Annotated in this window: 17 protein-coding genes and 3 pseudogenes; 11 read left to right on the top strand and 9 right to left on the bottom strand. The window is 71.0% G+C overall.

Annotated elements, in window-relative coordinates; all coding sequences use genetic code 11:
• Positions 1-28: 28 nt before the first annotated feature.
• From ACWD4J_RS26320 to ACWD4J_RS26335, 4 genes and pseudogenes are all read right to left on the bottom strand, one after another.
• Positions 29-532 carry an alpha/beta fold hydrolase gene (locus ACWD4J_RS26320; protein WP_451397890.1) on the bottom strand — a complete coding sequence of 168 codons (504 nt, stop codon included), beginning with the start codon at positions 530-532 and terminating at the stop codon, positions 29-31.
• Positions 529-1,536 carry a hypothetical protein gene (locus ACWD4J_RS26325; RefSeq protein WP_451397891.1) on the bottom strand — a complete coding sequence of 336 codons (1,008 nt, stop codon included), beginning with the start codon at positions 1,534-1,536 and terminating at the stop codon, positions 529-531. Before ACWD4J_RS26325 ends, ACWD4J_RS26320 begins: the two co-directional genes overlap by 4 nt.
• 69 nt (positions 1,537-1,605) lie before the next feature.
• Positions 1,606-1,887 (bottom strand): annotated as a pseudogene (locus ACWD4J_RS26330) (fumarylacetoacetate hydrolase family protein); the annotation flags it as partial.
• Positions 1,869-2,063 (bottom strand): annotated as a pseudogene (locus ACWD4J_RS26335) (thiamine pyrophosphate-binding protein); the annotation flags it as partial. The pseudogenes ACWD4J_RS26335 and ACWD4J_RS26330, both read right to left, overlap by 19 nt.
• Positions 2,064-2,539: 476 nt before the next feature.
• Here ACWD4J_RS26335 and ACWD4J_RS26340 point away from each other — a divergent pair.
• From ACWD4J_RS26340 to ACWD4J_RS26350, 3 genes are all read left to right on the top strand, one after another.
• Positions 2,540-3,718: an MFS transporter gene (locus ACWD4J_RS26340; RefSeq protein ID WP_451397961.1), complete on the top strand. Its 1,179-nt coding sequence runs from the start codon at positions 2,540-2,542 to the stop codon at positions 3,716-3,718.
• Positions 3,719-3,813: 95 nt separating this feature from the next.
• Positions 3,814-4,683 carry a LysR family transcriptional regulator gene (locus tag ACWD4J_RS26345; RefSeq protein WP_451397892.1) on the top strand — a complete coding sequence of 290 codons (870 nt, stop codon included), beginning with the start codon at positions 3,814-3,816 and terminating at the stop codon, positions 4,681-4,683.
• A gap of 173 nt (positions 4,684-4,856) precedes the next feature.
• The gene (locus ACWD4J_RS26350; RefSeq protein WP_451397893.1) at positions 4,857-5,297 is read left to right on the top strand and encodes an SsgA family sporulation/cell division regulator; all 441 of its coding nucleotides are present in this window, start codon (positions 4,857-4,859) and stop codon (positions 5,295-5,297) included.
• 96 nt (positions 5,298-5,393) lie between these two features.
• Here ACWD4J_RS26350 and ACWD4J_RS26355 read toward each other — a convergent pair whose 3' ends face one another.
• From ACWD4J_RS26355 to ACWD4J_RS26365, 3 genes and pseudogenes are all read right to left on the bottom strand, one after another.
• A complete protein-coding gene (locus tag ACWD4J_RS26355) occupies positions 5,394-5,522 on the bottom strand; it encodes a hypothetical protein (RefSeq protein WP_451397894.1) in 129 nt (42 codons plus the stop codon).
• A gap of 71 nt (positions 5,523-5,593) precedes the next feature.
• Positions 5,594-6,159 (bottom strand): annotated as a pseudogene (locus tag ACWD4J_RS26360) (alpha/beta hydrolase); the annotation flags it as partial.
• Positions 6,160-6,413: 254 nt separating this feature from the next.
• Positions 6,414-6,821 (bottom strand): CoA-binding protein, encoded by a 408-nt coding sequence (locus ACWD4J_RS26365; RefSeq protein ID WP_451397895.1) that lies wholly within the window; start codon positions 6,819-6,821, stop codon positions 6,414-6,416.
• A gap of 224 nt (positions 6,822-7,045) precedes the next feature.
• Here ACWD4J_RS26365 and ACWD4J_RS26370 point away from each other — a divergent pair, with 224 nt between their 5' ends.
• Entirely contained in the window at positions 7,046-7,393 is a 348-nt protein-coding gene (locus tag ACWD4J_RS26370) for a DUF1330 domain-containing protein (RefSeq protein WP_451397896.1), read from the top strand.
• Between the two features lie 25 nt (positions 7,394-7,418).
• Here the strand turns inward: ACWD4J_RS26370 and ACWD4J_RS26375 are convergent, their stop codons facing one another.
• Positions 7,419-9,140 (bottom strand): long-chain-fatty-acid--CoA ligase, encoded by a 1,722-nt coding sequence (locus ACWD4J_RS26375; protein ID WP_451397897.1) that lies wholly within the window; start codon positions 9,138-9,140, stop codon positions 7,419-7,421.
• 315 nt (positions 9,141-9,455) lie between these two features.
• Here ACWD4J_RS26375 and ACWD4J_RS26380 point away from each other — a divergent pair, with 315 nt between their 5' ends.
• From ACWD4J_RS26380 to ACWD4J_RS26410, 7 genes are all read left to right on the top strand, one after another.
• Complete coding sequence (locus tag ACWD4J_RS26380; RefSeq protein ID WP_451397962.1) at positions 9,456-10,409, top strand: aldo/keto reductase; 954 nt, start codon at positions 9,456-9,458, stop codon at positions 10,407-10,409.
• A 194-nt stretch (positions 10,410-10,603) separates the two neighbouring features.
• Positions 10,604-11,647 (top strand): LacI family DNA-binding transcriptional regulator, encoded by a 1,044-nt coding sequence (locus tag ACWD4J_RS26385; protein ID WP_451397963.1) that lies wholly within the window; start codon positions 10,604-10,606, stop codon positions 11,645-11,647.
• 167 nt (positions 11,648-11,814) lie between these two features.
• A complete protein-coding gene (locus ACWD4J_RS26390) occupies positions 11,815-12,480 on the top strand; it encodes a ThuA domain-containing protein (protein ID WP_451397964.1) in 666 nt (221 codons plus the stop codon).
• 127 nt (positions 12,481-12,607) lie between these two features.
• Positions 12,608-13,855 carry an alginate lyase family protein gene (locus tag ACWD4J_RS26395; RefSeq protein ID WP_451397898.1) on the top strand — a complete coding sequence of 416 codons (1,248 nt, stop codon included), beginning with the start codon at positions 12,608-12,610 and terminating at the stop codon, positions 13,853-13,855.
• A gap of 140 nt (positions 13,856-13,995) precedes the next feature.
• Positions 13,996-14,622 carry a YigZ family protein gene (locus ACWD4J_RS26400; RefSeq protein ID WP_451397899.1) on the top strand — a complete coding sequence of 209 codons (627 nt, stop codon included), beginning with the start codon at positions 13,996-13,998 and terminating at the stop codon, positions 14,620-14,622.
• Between the two features lie 208 nt (positions 14,623-14,830).
• Complete coding sequence (locus tag ACWD4J_RS26405) at positions 14,831-16,045, top strand: exonuclease SbcCD subunit D (protein WP_451397900.1); 1,215 nt, start codon at positions 14,831-14,833, stop codon at positions 16,043-16,045.
• Entirely contained in the window at positions 16,042-19,050 is a 3,009-nt protein-coding gene (locus tag ACWD4J_RS26410) for an AAA family ATPase (RefSeq protein WP_451397901.1), read from the top strand. The genes ACWD4J_RS26405 and ACWD4J_RS26410 overlap by 4 nt, the downstream gene beginning before the upstream one ends.
• Positions 19,051-19,055: 5 nt before the next feature.
• Here the strand turns inward: ACWD4J_RS26410 and ACWD4J_RS26415 are convergent, their stop codons facing one another.
• Complete coding sequence (locus tag ACWD4J_RS26415; RefSeq protein WP_451397902.1) at positions 19,056-19,502, bottom strand: Lrp/AsnC family transcriptional regulator; 447 nt, start codon at positions 19,500-19,502, stop codon at positions 19,056-19,058.
• Positions 19,503-19,615: the final 113 nt, after the last annotated feature.

Below are 19,615 nucleotides of genomic sequence, written 5' to 3' on the forward strand. Positions count from 1 at the left end.
ACGACCAGCTCCGGTAGAAGTGCGTGAGTCAGATCTCCTCACGGCCGGCTATCAGCGCCTCAGGAAGGTCGGGCACGCCCAGAAAGGTGAAGAACCAGTAGCCCTGCCGGGCAAGGTTCACGTTGTAGGTGTCGGCGATGACCCGGGTCGGAATGTTGTCCATGGCCACGAACCTGTCGATCCGGCCACGGTGGTCCTTGGCGAACCGGGTGCCGACGCGGGCCCCGCGGTCGTGGCCGATCAAGGCGATGCGTTCATGGCCGAGATGGTCCATCAACGCGATCACATCGTTGGCCATGGTCCGCTTGTCGTAGCCGGAGGCGGGCTTGTCCGTGTCACCGTAGCCGCGAAGATCCGGCGCGATCACGGTGAACCGCTCGGCCAGTACGGGTATCTGCTTCCGCCACCCGTACCAGGTCTCGGGGAAGCCGTGCAGCATGTAGACCGGCGGCCCTTCGCCGGCGCTGACCCAGTGTTGCCTGATCCCGTTCAGTTCGGCGGTGTGGTGGCTGATACCTGGCAGTTCTGTCATGAGTTCTCGCTGGTGGAGTCGAAGGCCGTGGACGGGCCACCGGAAGTGATCCGGGCGGCGAGGAGGTTGGGGTCCTCGTTGGTGAAGTAGGCGCCGTTCGCGATGTACGCCGTGGTGCCCCGCACGGCCAGAGAGGTCGGGTTCTCCAGCCCATCGGCAGCCGTCACTACCGTGCTGTGGGTGCCGTCCGGCCTCACCAGGGCGACCTCGTTGTCCGCGTTGATTGCGGCCAGCAGGGTGTCGCCGGCACCGGTGAAGGCGAAGTCGTCGATGTTCACGAGGCCGGTGGCCCGGGTCTCGACGGGACCGGCGGCGCCCTGACGGGTGATCGGGATGCGCAGCACAGTGCCCTTGTCCAGGTTGGACACCCAGGTCGCACCGTTGTGGATCTTGATGCCGTTGGCTCCCAGGAACCCGGCGGCTTCCAGCTCGGGTGCGGTGGCCCACTTGCTGGGCGTGCCGCCGCTGGTGGGCACCCGCCAGACCGTGCCCAGGACCGAGTCGGCCACGTACAGCAGGCCGCTCCGACTGTCGAGGGCCAGGCCGTTGGGCAGGCTGTCGGCCGGGAGCGCTGCGATGCGCTCCGCCGTGCCACCGGGGCGCAGGCGCCACAGGCCGGTCAGGTCACTGCTGCCGGTGGCGTACAGGAAGTACAGCGTCCCGTCCTGGGCCCGGACGATGCCGCCTAGGAACGGCGAGGCCAGGGCAGGGGTGCTGGCGTCGGCCGGGGGCGGCGGCAGGGCCGCGAGGACGTGCACCCGACCGTCGGGAGTGATGCGGGCGACCTGGCGGCTGAAGGCGAAGGTGACATCGGCGCTGCCGTCGGGTTCCAGGGTGATGTTCTCGGGCCGCTGCCCGTCGGCCATGTTCAGATGCGACACGAAGCGCACGTCCGACACAGGGGCGGTGGTGGCGGCCGCCGGGCCCGCGGCGGTCGTGGCGAGGGCCGCCGCCACGACCGCGGCCAGGAGGCCGGTCCGCTTGCCCTTCATGGTTCCTGCCATTGCTTCTTCCTCTCTCGGTTCTTCTTGGCATCTCCGCGGGATCCTGTGTTTCGCCGCGGTCCTGCGTGGTCAGCCGACGAATCGCTGCCGCAGTTCGCCGATGCCGGCTATGGCACTGACCAGTTCGTCGCCGGGGGCGAGCCAGCGCTGCGGTGAGCGGCCGAGGCCGACACCGGCCGGAGTGCCGGTGAAGATGACGTCTCCTGGCAGCAGCGGGAGCGCCTCGGACAGCCGGGCGATGAGGGTCGGGACGGAGAAGATGAGGTGCCGGGTGCGGCAGCGCTGCACCTCCTCACCGTTGATGGCGCAGGTCAGCTCCAGGTCGTCGGGGTTGTCGAACTCGTCCGGAGTGCGGCGGCGAAGGCCGCGACCTCCTCGTGGCGGACCTGGACCCACTCCAGCGCGTGGTGTCGTCTGACGGCGTCGACAACCGGGTTGAGGTTGTCGCCGACCACGCCGTACATCCGCCGTACACCGGCGCGGGCCAGGAGGCCGACGTACTGCTCGGCAACTGTCTGCTTGGCCATGGTGCTCCTTGGTGGAAGGACTGGTCGGGGTATCGAGCTGCGGCATGGTTCGTCAGCGCACGGAGGGGAGCCCGACCGAGCACCGGTCATCGGTCACCGACCGCCGGCGCCGGTCCCGGCCGCCGGGCGCGCATGGCCTGTCGTTCACCGAAAGCACTTGCGCGCCAAGGCCGTTGCGCAGGGCGAGGAATTCCGCCGCGATCGACAAGCTGCATCGAAACTAACCGCGGTGACGAGAGATGTGTGGCCATGGAAGGCGACGATGCGCTGTCAGGACACGACCGGTGCGCTCTCCGCGCATGCCGGGTGGGCTCGCTCATCTCAGATGGAGATGACTGACATCCCGATCCATCGCCGTCGACAAGGAAGTCCCCGGAGTGGATCGGTGCTTTTGCCTTCGACGAAAGAAGGTGCTCGTGTCCGCCACACCCGAACTCCCGCTGTCTGCGCCCGCCACCTCCACGGCCGCCCCGGGCGTGCCAGGCCGGCTGGTCGCGCTCATGGCTGTCGCCTCCGGCATGACGGTCGCCAATCTCTACTACGCACAACCCCTGCTGTCCTCGCTGAGCGACGTGTTCCAGACCAGCACAACCACCGCCGGAGCCCTGATCACCCTGACCCAGATCGGCTACGTGATCGGCATGCTCTTCCTGGTCCCGCTCGGCGACCGGCTGGAGAAGCGCAATCTGATCACCGCCCTGCTCACGGTCACCACGCTCGCCCTTGTCGCGGCCGGACTGGCCACCAGCTTCCCCATGCTGCTGACCGCCTCGCTGATCAGCGGCGCCACCTCGGTCGTCGCGCAGATCCTGGTGCCCTTCGCCGCGAGCCTCGCCCCCGACCACGCCCGCGGCCGCATCGTCGGCCGGGTGATGAGCGGACTGCTGACCGGGATCCTGCTGTCCCGCACCCTGAGCAGTCTGGTCTCCGACCTCGCCGGCTGGCGTGCCGTCTTCCTCGGCTCGGCCGCACTGATGGCCATACTCGCGGTGGCACTGCGCGCTGCCCTGCCCAAGCACGCTCCGACCACGTCCATTCCGTACCACCACGTCCTGCGCTCCACCGTCGGGCTGGTGCGCACGCACCCCGCGCTGCTGCGCCGCGGCCTGTACCAAGCCGCCATGTTCGGCGCCTTCAGTGCCTTCTGGACCACGGTCTCGTTCCTTCTGACCGGCCCCGGCTTCCACTACTCCACGGTCGGGATCGGCGTCTTCGCCCTCGTCGGTGCGGCGGGAGCGGCCGTCGCGCCGTTCGCGGGCCACTGGGCCGACCGCGGACTCGTCCGTCCCATGACGGCGGCCGCCTTCGTGGTCGCTGCCCTGGCCTTCGCGCTCGCGGGTCTGGGCCGGCACAGCATCGTGCTGATCGCCCTGGCCGCCATCCTGATCGACATGGCCGTACAGACAACGCTCATCCTCGGCCAGCACACCGTCTACCAGCTCGACGCCACCGCCCGTGCCCGGCTGAACAGTGCCTTCATCGCTATGTTCTTCGTCGGCGGCGCGGCGGGATCGCAGCTCGGATCCCTCGTCTTCCACACCGCCGGCTGGACCGGCCTCACCGTCCTGGGCGCGGCCCTTCCTCTGCTGGCGCTCGTCTACTGGACTTCGGAACACCGCCGCCACCAGGGTGAGTCGGGCAAGGCAGGCCGGTAACGCGAGGTCCTCCCCGGCAAGTCACGTGAGGTCACAGCGGAATCCGTGGTCCCCGGACCACTCGCCCGGGGACAACGAACGACCAGGAGCGAATGATGGATCTGCGGCAGATGGAGGTCGTGGTGGCGGTGGCCGACGCGGGCGGTTTCACCGCGGCGGCAAGACGGCTGCATGTGGTCCAGTCCGCTGTGTCCAGCACGGTTCGTGCCCTGGAACGGGAACTGGGCACCCCGCTGTTCGCCCGCACGACTCACCGCGTCACCCTGACCCCGGCCGGCGAGGCGTTCGTGCCCGCCGCCCGTGCGGCGATCCAGGCGGCGGATGCCGCGCGGGAAGCGGTCGACGCGGTGAAAGGCGAGCTGCGCGGCCGGGTGACGGTGGGCATCATGCAGGGGGTCTGGGCGGGACTCCACCACGCCCTGGCCGGGCTGCGGACGCGGCATCCGGGCGTGGTGGTGCACCTGCGGCAGGCTGCGGTGGCCGACATCCGCCAGGCGCTGCGCGACGGCACTGTGGATCTCGCCGTTGTGGCGTTCGACCGGCAGCAGCAACGCGGCCTCACCACCCGGCTGCTGTCCCGCGAGGAGATGGTGCTGGTGGCGGCGCCTGCTCGGGTCGTCTCCGAGGCCGCCACGACCGGACCGGTGGCACTCACGGACGTGGCCCGGTTGCCCTGCGTGGACTTCACCCCCGGCTGGGCCATCCGCTACGCGGTCGACCGGGCCTTCCGGGCAGCGGGCGTCGAGCGCACCACGACCTTCGAGGTGAACGACATCGTCGCGGCGGCCGAACTGGTCCGGGGCGACCTGGGGGTCTGCATCATGCCCCGATCGATCGCCGACCGCTTCCCCGACCTGGTCCAGTACCGATTCGACCAGCACAAACCGAACTGGCGGATCATGGTGGCACGCCCGCCGGGAGACCCCTCGCCCGCGGTCGCCGCGCTGCTGCAGCACATCAGGTGATGGGTGGGACCGTGCGCCGCGCCCCTGCTGAGGCTTGTCGAGCAGCCGACATCCGAACGTGGTGCTTTCGCGGGCAACGCTTCGTACGTTCCTCGGCAAGCTCTGCTCACCGGCGGTTCTAGCGTGATGCGCACAGACGTTGCCCCCTAACAACTTGCCGAACGGGGAAAGACATGACTCAGCCGTTTCCCAGCGCCGCCGAAACCTCGGTCACCCATGAGGTGGTTGCGCACATCGCCGTCGCGGACGAACCGCCGGTGTCACTGCCCGCCGAGTTGCGCTACGACAGGTCGGACCCCTATGCCGTGTGCCTCTCCATCGGGACGACATCGACCGGCACGGTCGACTGGGTGTTCGCGCGCAGCCTCCTGTCGGAGGGAATGAGCCGACCGGTGGGTGTCGGAGACGTCCTGGTGATACCCCGGCACGACAGCCATCGGCACTCGGTAGGGATCGTTTTCAGGTCCCCGGCCGGGGCCGCCGTGCTGGACATCGTCGCTTCAGCGGTCACCGCCTTCCTGGAGCGGACCCACACGCTCGTGCCACCGGGCGCGGAGGGACGGCACATCGACCTGGATCGCGTCGTGACCGAACTCATGGCGGGCAGCGAGTGACGGTCCGGCTTCGAGGGGGCCGACACGTCGGCCCGCTCGCGCACGGAGGATGTCTCCCGGGCGCGACCTTCGGGCACCTGCCCCGGAGCGGAGGAATCAGCCGCCGTGCCAGTGCAGGGCGACGTGCACGGTGTCGAGGGCCTGGATGAGGGCGGCGCGGGCGGCGTCCGTGTCGCGCAGCGGATCGAGCACCATGAAGCCATGGATCGTCCCGTGGTAACGCATGGAGACCACCCGACGCCGGCCGCACGGAGCTTGGCCGCGTAGGCCTCGCCCTCGTCGCGTACCACGTCGGCCTCGCTGGTGACCACCAGCGCCGGGGGCAGTCCGTGAGCTGCTCGAGGGAGGCCTGCAGCGGTGATGCGGTGACCTTGCTGCGCTGCCGTACGTCGGGGAGGTACTGGTCCCAGAACCAGCGCATGGTCTCGCGGCCGAGGAAGTAACCCTGGGCGAAATCCCGATACGAGGGGGTGCCGAAGTCGGCGTCGGTGACCGGGCAGAGCAGCACCTGCTGCAGCAGCCGCACCCCTACTCGCTCCTTGGCGAGCAGGGTCAGCGCCGCCACCAGGTTGCCACCGGCCGAGTCGCCCACGGCGGCCATCCGGCTGCCGTCCAGACCGATCTCATTACCTTGCTCGCAAAGCCACTTCGCGACTGCGTAGCACTGCTCGACGGCGACCGGGTACCGCGCCTCGGGGGCACGCTCGTACTCGACGAAGACCGCGGCCGCGTCCGTACCGAGGGCGAACGCGCGTACCAGGCGCTCATGGGCGCCGGCGTCGCCCAGGACCCAGCCCAGTCCGTGCAGGAACAGCACGACGGGGATCTCGCCGACGCTTTCGGCGGGCCTGACCACCTTCACCCGGACATGACCGGTCGGCCCGCCCGGCAGTGAGAACCACTCCGTGCAGGTGCCCTCCTTGTCGAGGCCTACCGCTCTACCGCCGTGCCCGCTTTAAGACCGACCGGCAAATGGGGGGCGGCGTCGCGGGGCTGGGCACGCACATCTGCCGCGTTGTCTTCAATCACCATGGCTCCGCCATGCCTCAATCCTCCGCCTTGCAGCTGCACGCACCCAGCCCCGCTCCTTCTCCCACCCCGCATTTGCCGGTCGGTCTAAGTCAGGGACTGATATTCGATGGCCGGGCAGCGGTCCATGACCATGTCGAGGCCCGCCGCGCGGGTCCGCTCGTACGCCGCCTCGTCGATCACGTCGAGCTGGAACCAGACCGCCTTCGCGCCCTTCGCCACGGCTTGATCGGCGACGGCGCCGGCGAGCTCGCTGTTCACGAAGACGTCCACGACGTCGACGGGGAACGGAATGGCATCGAGAGACGGATAACCCTTCTCTCCGTGGACCGTCTCGGCCTTCGGGTGCACGGGGACGATCCGCTTGCCGTAGCGCTGAAGGACCGCTGCGACCCCGTACGCGGCGCGCCGCTGATTCGAGGACAGGCCGACGACGGCCCAGGTGTCGCCGTGCTCGGTGAGGATCCTGCGAACGGTCTCCGTGTCGCCGTACATGCTCAGCCTTCCGTGGGTCCGACTCTCGTTTGAGCAGAACGTGTCGATGCCGTGGGTGATTCCCTCCCGCGCCACGCCCCCTGAGGAAGTCGCACCCTGCACCAACGAGCTCTCGGGCGCAGGCATCAGGACGCCGGGGGTCAATTACCGGCCAGGTCATCGATCCGGTCGTGCCGGCATGCCACGATCGGCGGGGTACGGAACCGACCGACAGGAAGGACGCCATGACCGCCTACGCCATAGCTCACCTGCAGGAGTCCGCTCCGCACCCGGAGATCGCCGAGTACATCGAGCGCATCACCGCCACCTTCGAGCCGTTCGGAGGCCGGTTCCTCGTACACGCCACGCAGCACGAGGTGAGGGAGGGCAGCTGGCCCGGGCACGTCGTGGTGATCGGCTTCCCCGGGATCGCCGAGGCGCGGGCGTGGTGGGAGTCACCCGCGTATCAGGAGATCGCACCGCTGCGGTCGCGGCACATCGAGGGCGACATCATCCTGGTCGAGGGCGTTCCCGAGGGCTACGACGCGACTACCACCGCAAAGGCGATGCGGGAGGCCATGGCTGCCGAGTAGCCCGTGCTCCGGAGCCGACGGCGTATCAGCGGCCCAGCAGATCGTCCCGCCCCTGAACGGTGTACTGCACCAACAGGCCCTCCACGTCTGTCGGCGTCAGCCGCTGGTACGCGCTCTGCCCCGGTGGCCGCCACCACACCGGATCCGGGCCGGGGGTCCCCTCTGCCCGAGCGAGGCCGACAGCCTGGGGGAGGAAGGCGGCGCGCCGCAGTCCCACGCGGTGGATCTTGTTCGTCGCGGTGACCGGCAACTGCCGCACCACCCGCACGAAGCGGGGAGCCATCTTCGTGCCCAGGTCGTCCTGCGCCTGCAGGAACGCCGCGAACCCCGCGGGATCGAAGGCGGCTCCCTCGCGCAGTGACAGCGCGGCCATCACCTGGTCCCCGGCCACCGGATCCGGCACCGCGTACACGGCCACGGCGGTGGCGTCCGCGTACCGGGCGAGGATGTTCTCGATCATCGCCGCCGCCAGGTTCTCGCTGTCGACGCGCAGCCGGTCGTCGGTCCGGCCGGCGAAGTAGAGGAAGCCGTCGGCGTCGCGGTAGAAGAGGTCGCCCGTCCAGTACCAGCCCGCCCGCAACCGCTCGGCGTCCGCCGCCGCGTTGCGCCAGTAGCCCTCGAACGGGCTGCGGCCGCGGTTCACCAGCTCCCCTATCGCCAGGCCCCCGTTGAGCAGCCGCCCCCGCTCGTCGAACTCGGCCGGCGGACACTCCTCACCTGTCTCCGGGTCGACCACGGCGAGGTCGCCGCCGGGCGCCGCCCGCCCGATCGCGCCCGGCGGCGTCCCCGGTGTCCGCTGAATCGCGGCGCCGCCCTCCGACGAGCCGTACCCCTCCACGAGCCGCACGCCGAACCGCTCCTCGAAGCGTGCCGCGTCCACCGCACCCGCCTCCGTGCCGAAGCCCAGACGCAGCGGGTTGGCGCGGTCGTCGGGGGACGGCGGCGTCGCCAGGATGTACTGCACCGCCCGGCCCACGTACGTGAAGTACGTGGCACCGTAGCGCCGGACGTCCGCCAGGAACCCGGACGCCGAGAAGCGCCGCCGCAGCGCGACCCCCGCGCGGGCCGCGAGCGCGGGAGCCCAGTCCGCGATGACCGCGTTGCCGTGGAACATCGGCATGCAGACGTAGTGCACGTCCTGCGGCCGGAGGGCGAAGTGGTCCGCCAGCGACTGCCCGGCCGCCGCCAGTCGTCCCTGAGAGCAGATCGCCGCCTTCGGCGCGCCCGTGGAGCCCGAGGTGAAGTACAGCAGCATCCGCGCGTCCGGCCCCGGCTCCACATCGCGAACCCGCACCTCGCCCGGCTTCGCCCCCTCGTAGGCCGCGAGCAGCTCCCCGTACGCCTCCGTGTCGGTCACCAGGATCCGTATGCCGGGCAGATCGAGGCCGTCCAGCAGTGGCAGGTGGACACGCTCGGTGATCAGCACCCGGCAGTCCGTGTGCAGGATGTCGCGGGCCAGCTCGGGGCCGCGCCGGGTCGGGTTGATGCCCGCCACCGCGGCGCCCGCCAGCGCCGCGGCGCTCAGCCACAGCGGATACTCGGGGATGTTGTCGAGGAGTACGCCGACGTGGGGCTCCGCCGGGCGCGGCAGCAGGTCGGCGAGCAGCGCGGCCCGCGCAGCCGCGCCCGCGGCCACCTGGTGGTGGCTGAGCACCTCGTCCTCGAACCACAGGCCGGGACGGGCGTCCCCCCAGCAGGCCTGGACGAGCTCCGCGACGGTACCGGCCTTGGACCCTTGGGACCTCATGGGAGCGCACCATAATTGACGGTTCGTCAGATGGGGAGGGGTGCGCGCATGCTCCGGGTCGGTCACGCCGCGTCCTGGGGCCTCCGGCTTTCCCTTTTGTTGCGATCGGTGTCTCAGAGGGCGAAACCGGTTTCCTTCGCCCGTCCTTTCGCGCAGGATATGGACCGCACTCTCGGGCCGACCGCCCGGACCGCACGTGCGGCCCGGTCACTCGGCCCCCCCGCACACCCGCCCCGGGCGCCGCTCGGAGCATGACAGGAGAGTTCCTCCGTGAAACCCGCTCCCTACCTTGCCGCGGACGACCGCTACTCCGGCATGCAGTTCCAGCGCTGCGGCCGCAGCGGGGTGCTGCTGCCCAAGCTCTCGCTCGGCCTCTGGCACAACTTCGGTGACACCACGCCGCTGGAGACCCAGCGCGCCGTGCTGCGGCGCGCCTTCGACCGCGGCGTCACCCACTTCGACCTCGCCAACAACTACGGCCCGCCGTACGGCAGCGCGGAGGCCAACTTCGGTACGATCTTCGCGCAGGACTTCCGCCCGTACCGCGACGAGCTGTTCATCGCCACCAAGGCGGGCTACGACATGTGGCCCGGTCCTTACGGGGAGTGGGGTTCGCGCAAGTACCTGCTCGCGAGCCTCGACCAGTCGCTGGGGCGCATGGGCCTCGACTACGTCGACGTCTTCTACTCGCACCGCCCGGACCCCGACACCCCCATCGAGGAGACCGTGGGCGCCCTCGACGCCGCGGTGCGCCAGGGCAAGGCGCTCTACGCGGGCCTGTCGAACTACAGCCCGGAGCAGATGGTGCGGGCCGCGGCGCTGCTGAAGGAGCTGGGTACGCCGCTGCTGATCAACCAGCACCCGTACAGCATGCTGGACCGCGGAATCGAGCGGAACGGCCTGATCGCCGCCTCCGCCGAGGCCGGCGCCGGCGTCATCGCCTTCTCGCCGCTCGCCCAGGGCCAGCTGACCGACCGCTATCTCGAGGGTGTACCCGCGGACTCGCGGATGGCCATCGGCCACTTCCTCAAGCGCGACGCCCTCACCGAGGAGAAGCTCGCGCTGCTGCACGGGCTCAACAAGTTCGCGGGCGAGCGCGGGCAGACGCTCGCGCAGCTGGCGCTGGCCTGGGTGCTGCGTGATCCGCGCGTCACGTCCGTGCTCATCGGGGCGAGCAGCGTCGCGCAGCTGGACCAGAACCTGGGCGTGCTGGACGTACCGCCCTTCGAGGAAGACGAAATCGCCCAGCTGGACGAGCTGCTGGGATAGCCGCGGGCCGGTTGGGTTCCCTGCCGAAGGGGCGGGCAGCGCGCGTGCTGCCCGCCCCTTTGTTTGGTGACCGTACTCGTCGGTACCTCCCCGGCTGCACCACGCCCGAGCTGCACTATCGTGAGCGTCCGACGGGGGCGGACCTCAGGGGCGAGGAGAGGCACGTGGAGAGGACAGCCGGGAAAACGGGGGGTATGTCCGGCGGTGAGGCCTCGACTGTGAGGGATGTCGCCAAGCGCGCCGGTGTGTCGCCGTCGACGGTGTCCCGGGTCCTGGGCGGTACGTACCCGGTGGCCACGGCGACCCGCGCCAAGGTCCTCAAGGCCATGCGCGAGCTGGACTACGTGGTCAACGCCCATGCCCGTGCCCTGGGCGGCTCCACGAACAAGACGGTCGCCTTCGTCGTCGACGACGTGACCGGCCCCTTCTACGCCCACATCGCGCGCGGCGTGGAGGAGCAGGCCTCCGCCGAGGGCCGGCTGTGCATGCTCTGCACCACGCACGGCGACCCCCAACGCGTCCTCGCCGTCGTGGAGTTGATGCGCGAGCAGCGGGCCGACTGTGTGATCGTCGTCGGCGGCGCCTGGGAGGACAAGGCCTACCAGGACCGGATGACTCATTTCGCGCACGCCCTGGACCGGGCGGGCTCGCGGCTCGGGCTGGTGGGCCGTCCCCCGCTGGGCGACGGGGTCCCCGCGACGGTCGTCGAGTACGACAACGAGGGCGGCGCCTTCGCCATGACCACGCATCTGCTGAGCCAGGGCCACCGGCGGATCGCCTATCTGGGCCGGGTGCCCCTCCTGTCCACCAGCAGGGAGCGCCTGCAGGGATTCGCCAGTGCCCACGAGATGCTGGGCCTCAGCCCCGACCCCCGGCTGATCAAGGACGGCGTCTTCTCACGCAGCTACGGCTACCAGGCCACCCGGGAACTCCTCGCCTCCAAGGCGGACTTCAGCGCGATCTTCGCCGCCACGGACATGATCGCCGCGGGCGTGCTGCAGGCGCTGCGCGAGGCCGGTGTGCGGGTGCCCGACGACGTCTCGGTGGCCGGATACGACGACATCCCGGTGGCGCTCGACATGTATCCGCAACTCACCACGGTGAACGTGCCGCACGAGGAGCTGGGCCGTACCGCCGTGCGCCTCGCACTGCACCGCGACGAACTGCCCGCGAGCCAGCACCAGGTGCTGGGCACCCACATCGTCGTCAGAGGATCGACCCGGCGCCGCGGGAAGTGAAGCGGCCCGGCGCGACGGCCCCCTCCGGCCGTGCGGCTCCGGTGATTTCGCCGCTGCCGACGGCGGCGGCGAAATTTTCGGTGCGCCACAGAGTGGTGCCTGTTGCCTGAGGTGCCCCCATGATGGACACCGGTTTCCCCCCACGCTTGGATCTCTGGAGCATCACCATGCCGCACCGCCGGCCCGAAGTCCTCGTCTACACCCGCACCACCGCCTACCGGCACGACTCCATCCCTGACGGCATCCGTGCCTTCCAGGAGCTCGGAACAGAGAACGGTTTCGACGTCCGGGCGACGGAGGAGCCGGAGGCGTTCGACGGCGGACTCGACCGGTACGCGGCTGTGGTGTTCCTCTCCACCAGCGGTGACGTCCTCACACCGCGGGGGAGGGAGGAGCTGAAGGGATACTGCGCCTCCGGCGGCGGCTTCATGGGTGTGCACGCGGCCGCCTGCACCGAGTACGACTGGCCGTTCTACGGCGAGCTGCTCGGCGCACGCTTCGCCCGCCACCCCGAGCTGCAGCCAGGCGTCCTCACCATCGAGGACAAGGAGCACCCGGCCACTCGCCACCTGGACGCCACCTGGGCGTTCACGGACGAGTGGTACGACTTCAGGGCCAGTCCGCGCGGTGCCGTGCGCGTCCTGGCCTCCGCCGACGAGTCCTCGTACGAGGGCGGGGGGATGGGTGACGACCATCCGCTCGTCTGGTGTCACGAGTACGGCGGCGCCCGGGTGTTCTACACCGCGCTCGGCCACACCGCCGAGGCCTACGACGATCCGGACTTCCGCGCGCATCTGCTCGGCGGACTCCGCCACGTGGCGCACATGACCTGATCGCCCGCGGCCGCAACGCGCGGCAAGGACCGGGCCGCCCCCGTGTGACTTTGCGCAGTCACGCCGGGGTGGCCCCCACGGCACGCCCGTCTCCGAACGTCCGACCCCCACCAGACAGGAGAGACACGTGAGCCGCACGAACACGCACAAAGCGCAGTCAGACAGCGGTATCAGCCGCCGCGGGGTGCTGAAGGCCGCCGGCGGGCTCGCGCTCGCCGGAGCGGCGGGCGCCACTGCCACCGCCCTCACCGGCGGCACCGCGGGCGCCGCCCCGGCCACCTTCACCCACCCCGGCATGCTGCACATCTGGGGCGACCTCAACCGGGCGAAGGTACGGGTGGCCGCAGGGACCGATCCCTGGCTCTCCGGCTGGAACCGGCTGACCGCCAACTCCCATTCCCAGTCGACCTGGACGCCCAGGCCGCAGGCCACCGTCATCCGCGGCGGCACCGGCGAGAACTACGGGATCCTCTACAACGACATCCACGCGGCCTACCAGAACGCGTTACGTTGGTGGGTCACCGGATCCACCGCGCACGGCGACTGTGCCCGGAACATCCTCAACGCCTGGTCGGCCACGCTGACCACGGTCACCGGGAATGCCGACCGGTTCCTCGCCGCCGGGATCTACGGTTACCAGTTCGCCAACGTGGCCGAGCTGATGCGCGGCTACTCCGGGTTCGACCTGGATCGCTTCAAGCGGATGATGCTCAACGTCTTCTATCCGCTCAACAACCAGTTCCTCACCGGGCACAACGACGCCTGTATCACCAACTACTGGGCGAACTGGGACCTGTGCAACATGAACTCGGTCCTGGCGATCGGGATCCTGTGCGACGACGGCGCCAAGTACGACCAGGCCGTCAACTACTTCAAGAACGGCGCGGGCAACGGCGCCGTCAAGAAGGCCATCCCCTTCGTCTACGACAGCGAGGGGCTCGCCCAGTGGCAGGAGTCGGGCCGCGATCAGGGCCACACCGTCATGGGTATCGGGCAGATGGGCGCGTTCTGCGAGATGGCCTGGAACCAGGGCGAGGACCTGTACGGCTACGACAGCAACCGCTTCATGAAGGCGGCCCAGTACGTCGCCAAGTACAACCTCGGCGAAGACGTGCCGTTCACCAAGTACACCTGGGGCAGCGGCCAGAACTGCGCGTACAACGAGCACACCGTGATCTCCTCCGCGAGCCGCGGGCAGCTCCGGCCGGTGTGGGAGATCCTCCACTTCCACTACACGAGGCGCCGCGGCCTGTCCGTCCCGTACATCTCCGCCATGGCGGCGAAGGTCCGCCCCGAGGGCGGCGGCGGGGACTACGGTTCGACCAGCGGCGGCTTCGACCAGACCGGCTTCGGCACGCTGGCGTACGCGAAGTGACGCCACGGCCCTTGCTCTGACCTGCCGGGCAGGGGCAGGACGAGGCACGCGCGCGTGGCGGCCCCCTCCGTCACGCGCGCGTGCCGTCACGCTCCGTACCGCTGGATCAGCGGTGGTCGTACACCGCATACGCTGGCCCGATGCAGGACGAGTACCGCACGGTGGCCCGCGAGGGCGTGCACGAGATCGAGATCAACCGCTCGCGCTTCCTGTGCGCGCTCGCTCCCGCGGCCACCGAGCAGGAGGCCCAGGAGTTCATCGCCCGCGTCCGCAAGGACCACGCGGACGCCACCCACAACTGCTACGCGTACGTCATCGGCGCCGAAGCGGCCGTGCAGAAGGCGAGCGACGACGGCGAGCCCGGCGGCACCGCGGGCGTCCCCATGCTCCAGATGCTGATGCGCCGCGACATGCGCTACGTCGTCGCCGTCGTCACCCGCTACTACGGCGGGGTCAAGCTCGGCGCGGGCGGACTCATCCGGGCGTACGGCGGAGCGGTCGGCGAGGCGCTCGACACGCTCGGCACCGTCACCCGCAGGCGGTTCCGGCTCGCCACCGTCACCGTCGACCACCAGCGCGCCGGAAAGGTCCAGAACGATCTGCGGTCGACGGGACGCGAGGTCCGCGACGTCCGCTACGGCGAAGCGGTCACCATCGAGATCGGGCTCCCGGACGCCGACGTCGAGGCCTTCCGCGCCTGGCTCGCCGATGTGACGGCGGGCACGGCCGGGTTCGAGCTGGGCGGGGAGGCGTACGGGGACGCCTGAGCCCGCCCGGCTGCGTGGCATCCATCACGACTGCCACCGGGCTGAGCCATCCGCCCGTGGTCACTCGGGGCTCGGTGGCAAACTAAGGTCGGTGATGGACGCGGTGCCGGGCGATGCCGGTGTGGCCGCTGCTGACAGTGGTGCCCATGCCGGACTCGTAGGGTTCTGGGGGCGGAGGAACGGAAAACATGCAGGTCGGAGTGGTGCTGTGAGGATCCTGCACACCTCCGACTGGCATCTCGGCCGGGCGTTCCACCGCGTCAGCATGCTCGATGCCCAGGCCGGGTTCATCAGTCACCTCGTCGACACCGTCCGTGAGCGCGACGTGGACGCCGTCGTCGTCTCGGGAGACGTGTACGACCGGGCGGTGCCGCCGCTTGCCGCCGTCGAGCTGTTCGACGACGCACTGCACCGGCTCGCGGAGCTCGGCGTGCCCACCGTGATGATCTCGGGCAACCACGACTCCGCGCGCCGCCTCGGTGTCGGTGCCGGACTCATCGGCCGCGCCGGCATCCATCTGCGTACTGAACCGTCCGCCGCCGGAACTCCCGTCGTCCTCGCCGACGACCACGGGGACGTGGCGTTCTACGGACTGCCGTACCTCGAACCGGCCCTGGTCAAAGACGAGTTCGGGGTGGAGAAGCCCGGCCACGAGGCGGTGCTGGCGGCGGCCATGGACCGGGTGCGCGCCGACCTCGCCACGCGTGCGGACTCCACCCGGTCCGTCGTCCTCGCGCACGCCTTCGTCACCGGCGGCGAAGCCAGCGACAGCGAACGCGACATCACCGTCGGCGGTGTCGCCTCCGTGCCGTCCGGGGTCTTCGACGGCGTCGACTATGTGGCGCTCGGGCATCTGCACGGCAGCCAGACCATCACCGAGCGCGTCCGCTACTCGGGGTCCCCCCTGCCGTACTCCTTCTCGGAGGCCGACCACCGCAAGAGCATGTGGCTCGTCGATCTCGGACCGGGCGGCGAGCTGGGGGCCGAGCGCGTCGACTGCCCGGTGCCGCGGGCGCTGGCCCGGATCAGGGGGCGGCTCGACGAGCTGCTCGACGATCCGCGGCTCGCGCGCCACGCGGACGCGTGGGTCGAGGCCACCCTCACCGACCCGGTGCGCCCCGCCGAGCCCATGGCGCGGCTCACCGAACGTTTTCCCCACACCCTCAGCCTGGTCTTCGAGCCAGACCGGGCACCCGAGGACCCGGACGTGTCGTACGGGCAGCGCCTCAAGGGGCGCAGCGACCAGCAGATCGCGGAGGACTTCGTGGCCCATGTGCGCGGCGCGGGACCGGACGAGCGGGAGCGCGAGGTGCTGCGGGACGCGTTCGACGCCGTGCGCGCCGACGACGCGGTCCTGCAGGAGGGCCGGCGCGGGGGCACGGACCTGCGTGCGGGCGCGGGCTCGCGCGAGGTGGCTCGGTGAGGCTGCATCGGCTGCGCATGACGGCCTTCGGGCCCTTCGGCACCACCCAGGAGGTCGACTTCGACGACCTGTCGGCGGCCGGGCTGTTCCTGCTGCACGGCCCGACCGGCGCCGGTAAGACGTCCGTTCTGGACGCCGTGTGCTACGGGCTGTACGGCTCGGTACCGGGCGCTCGGCAGGCCGCCGCAGGCCAGGGCACGAACCTGCGCAGCGACCATGCGGCACCCGCCGCCCGCACCGAGGTGTGCCTCGAACTCACCGTCGCCGGGCGTCGCCTCGAGGTCACCCGGCAGCCCCCGTGGGAGCGCCCGAAGAAGCGCGGCACGGGCACCACGACGGAGAAGGCGCAGAGCTGGCTGCGCGAGTACGACACCGCGGCCGGCTCCTGGAAGGACCTCAGCCGCTCCCACCAGGAGATCGGTGAGGAGATCGGCCAGCTCCTCGGCATGAGCAAGGAGCAGTTCTGCCAGGTCGTGCTGTTGCCCCAGGGCGACTTCGCACGCTTCCTGAGGGCCGACGCGGAGGCGCGCGGCAAGCTGCTCGGGCGGCTCTTCGACACCGTCAGGTTCGCCGCCGTCGAGCAGCGCTTGGCCGAGCGGCGGCGCGGCGCCGAGACCGAAGTGCGCGACGGGGACACGCAGTTGCTCGCCGACGCGCACCGTATGCAGCAGGCCGCAGGGGACGCCGTGGAGCTGCCCTTGCCGGAACTGGCGCCCGGTGACCCGGGTCTCGCCGAGGCCGTACTGGCCTGGGCGGCCGTCGCACGCGCCGGCGCCCGTGAGCGGCTCACCATCGCGCATGCCGCCCTGTCCGCCGCCGAGTCGGCGGGGACCGCGGCGCAGGCGCAGCTCAGCGACGCCCGCGAACTGGCCCGGCTGCAGCGCCGGTTCGCCGAGGCGCGAGAGCGGGCCGAGCGGCTCGAGGCGCGTGCCGAGGACCACCGCAGGTACCGGGACCGTATGGAGCGCGGCCGCAAGGCCGAGGCGGTGGCTCCCGCGCTGGACCTGCGTGTGGCCGCCGAGCACGAGCACCGCCGGGCCGCTGCGGAAGAGGCACGCGTGCGTGCCGTACTGCCCGAGCGGTTCGCGGACGCCGGCGCGTCCGGGCTCGCGGCCGCCGCCCGCAAGGCCGCCGAGGAGCTCGGCGGCCTCGAATCGGCCCGCCGAGCCGAGCAGCGGCTGGCCGAACTGGCCACCGAGCGCGCCGAACTGGACCGCCAGGAGCGTGCCGACGACGACATCCGCCAGGACGCGGCGAGCTGGCTCGACGCATGGGACGAGACACGCGCCGCCCTGCAGGGACGCATCGACGCAGCCCAGGAAGCAGCCACGCGCGCCGAGCACTTCGCCGGGCGGCTCGAGCCGGCTCGCGACAGGCTGGCCGCCGCCCGCCGCCGTGATCAGCTGACGGCCGACGCCGCCCAGGCGCACGAGCGGTCCATGACCGCCCGCGAGCATGCCACTGCGGCCCGCGAGCACTGGCTGACGCTCAAGGAACAGCGCCTGCAGAACATCGCCGCCGAGCTCGCCGCGAACCTCATCGGCGGCGAGCCCTGTGCCGTCTGTGGCGCCACCGAACACCCCGCGCCCGCCCCGAAGGCGGCAGGCCACGTCGACCAGCAGGCCGAGGACGCCGCACTGGCCGCACACCGCCGCGCCGACGAGGCACGCTCCGACGCCGAGCAGCGGCTGGGTGTCGTACGCGCACAGCTCGACGCCGCCACGGATGCCGCGGGCGATGCCACCACCGGCCGACTCGGCGAAGAGTACGAGGACGTGCAGCGGCGGCACGCCGAGGCGCGCGGCCTCGCATCCGGGCTGCACCCGGCCCGTGAGGCACTGGACCGGGCCGAGCGTGAGCACGAGCGCAGGCTCGCCGCCCGGCAGGAGGCCGGGCAGCGGGCCGCGTCGCGCGCTTCCCGGCGTGACCTCCTCGATCGGGAAAGGGGCTCGCTGGAGGAGGAGTTGGCGCAGGCGCGAGGTGCTGCGGGCAGCGTCGCGGCCAGGGCCGCCCAGCTGGAACGGCAGGCGGCCCTGCTGACCGAGGCCGCCGATGCCGTCAGGATCGCCGAGGAGACAGCGAAGCGGCGCAAGGACGCCGACGCGCGACTCGCCGACGCGGCCTTCCGCGCCGGGTTCGACACGCCGGAGGCCGCCGCTGCCGCCCTGCTCGACGACGCACAGCACCGCGACCTGCAGCACCGCATCGACGCCTGGCAGCACGAGGAGGCGGCCGTACGGTCCGTCCTCGCGGAACCCGACACGGCCGCGGCAGCACAGCGGCCGCACGCGGACGTCCTGGCCGCCGAGCAGGCCGCCGACGCCGCCGACCGGCGGGTGCGCGACGCGACGTCCGCACGGGACGCGGCCGAGCGGCGGTGCGCCGAACTGGGCAGGCTGTCCACGAGATGCGCGACATCGGTCCGGCGGCTGGCGCCGCTGCGCGACGAGTACGACCGTGTGGCCCGCCTCGCCGGGCTCGCGGCGGGCACCTCAGCGGACAACGAGCGCAAGATGCGCCTGGAGTCCTACGTGCTCGCCGCCCGCCTCGAACAGGTCGCGGCCGCCGCGACCGCCCGGCTGCAGCGCATGTCGTCCGGGCGGTACACCCTGGTGCACTCCGACGGCCGTACGGGACGCGGCCGTTCGGGCCTCGGCCTGCACGTCGTCGACGCCTGGACGGGCCGCGAGCGGGACACCGCCACGCTCTCCGGCGGCGAGACCTTCTTCGCGTCGCTCGCGCTCGCGCTGGGCCTCGCCGACGTCGTGACCGACGAGGCGGGCGGGGTCCGTCTGGACACGCTCTTCATCGACGAGGGCTTCGGCAGCCTCGACGACCAGACGCTCGACGAGGTACTGGACGTCCTCGACTCCCTCCGGGAGCGCGACCGCAGCGTCGGCATCGTGAGCCATGTCGCGGACCTGCGCCGCCGTGTCCACGCGCAGCTTGAGGTCGTCAAGGGCCGGTCCGGGTCGGTGCTGCGGCAGCGCGCGGTGGATGGCTGACCGGGTCAGCCGGAGAGGGCGCGGCGGGGCAGAGGAGAGGAGTAGACGACGCTCGTGGTGACGGACCCCAGGGCTCCGATCTTGCCCGAGACCTCCTCGAGATGCCTCATCGAGCGTGCCGTGACCTTGATCATGAAGCAGTCCTCGCCCGTGACGTGGTGTGCCTCGAGGATCTCGGGCGTGGCGTCGACCAGGTCGTGGAACGGCTTGTAGTTGCCGTTCGGATAGCGCAGCCGGACGAAGGCGAGGATGGGCAGGCCGAGCCGCTCCGGGTCGACCACGGCCGAGTACCCCTGGATGACACCCGCCTCCTCCAGTCTGCGCACCCGCTCGGTGACGGCGCTCGCGGACATGGAGACGGCGCGTGCGAGCTCCGCGTAGCTGGCCCGGCCGTCGCGTTGCAGGGCCTCGAGGATGCGCCAGTCGGTGGCGTCCGGGGAATAACCGGTCATGGCCGAGAGATACCAGGGAAATCCCCGGCTGATCAAGGCGGATGCCGGGGATCGTGCCTTCAGCCTGACGATCATGAACCGTAGATTCTCTGGACACGAGGCCTCTCGCCCCC

Source organism: Streptomyces sp. NPDC002577 (assembly GCF_053594815.1).

Coding starts and splice junctions, on each gene's coding strand:
- ACWD4J_RS26320 (WP_451397890.1), bottom strand. CDS start 532: ATGACAGAACTGCCAGGTATCAGCCACCACACCGCCGAACTGAACGGG.
- ACWD4J_RS26325 (WP_451397891.1), bottom strand. CDS start 1,536: ATGGCAGGAACCATGAAGGGCAAGCGGACCGGCCTCCTGGCCGCGGTC.
- ACWD4J_RS26345 (WP_451397892.1), top strand. CDS start 3,814: ATGGATCTGCGGCAGATGGAGGTCGTGGTGGCGGTGGCCGACGCGGGC.
- ACWD4J_RS26350 (WP_451397893.1), top strand. CDS start 4,857: ATGACTCAGCCGTTTCCCAGCGCCGCCGAAACCTCGGTCACCCATGAG.
- ACWD4J_RS26355 (WP_451397894.1), bottom strand. CDS start 5,522: ATGCGTTACCACGGGACGATCCATGGCTTCATGGTGCTCGATCCGCTG.
- ACWD4J_RS26365 (WP_451397895.1), bottom strand. CDS start 6,821: ATGTACGGCGACACGGAGACCGTTCGCAGGATCCTCACCGAGCACGGC.
- ACWD4J_RS26370 (WP_451397896.1), top strand. CDS start 7,046: ATGACCGCCTACGCCATAGCTCACCTGCAGGAGTCCGCTCCGCACCCG.
- ACWD4J_RS26375 (WP_451397897.1), bottom strand. CDS start 9,140: ATGAGGTCCCAAGGGTCCAAGGCCGGTACCGTCGCGGAGCTCGTCCAG.
- ACWD4J_RS26380 (WP_451397962.1), top strand. CDS start 9,456: ATGCAGTTCCAGCGCTGCGGCCGCAGCGGGGTGCTGCTGCCCAAGCTC.
- ACWD4J_RS26385 (WP_451397963.1), top strand. CDS start 10,604: ATGTCCGGCGGTGAGGCCTCGACTGTGAGGGATGTCGCCAAGCGCGCC.
- ACWD4J_RS26390 (WP_451397964.1), top strand. CDS start 11,815: ATGCCGCACCGCCGGCCCGAAGTCCTCGTCTACACCCGCACCACCGCC.
- ACWD4J_RS26400 (WP_451397899.1), top strand. CDS start 13,996: ATGCAGGACGAGTACCGCACGGTGGCCCGCGAGGGCGTGCACGAGATC.
- ACWD4J_RS26415 (WP_451397902.1), bottom strand. CDS start 19,502: ATGACCGGTTATTCCCCGGACGCCACCGACTGGCGCATCCTCGAGGCC.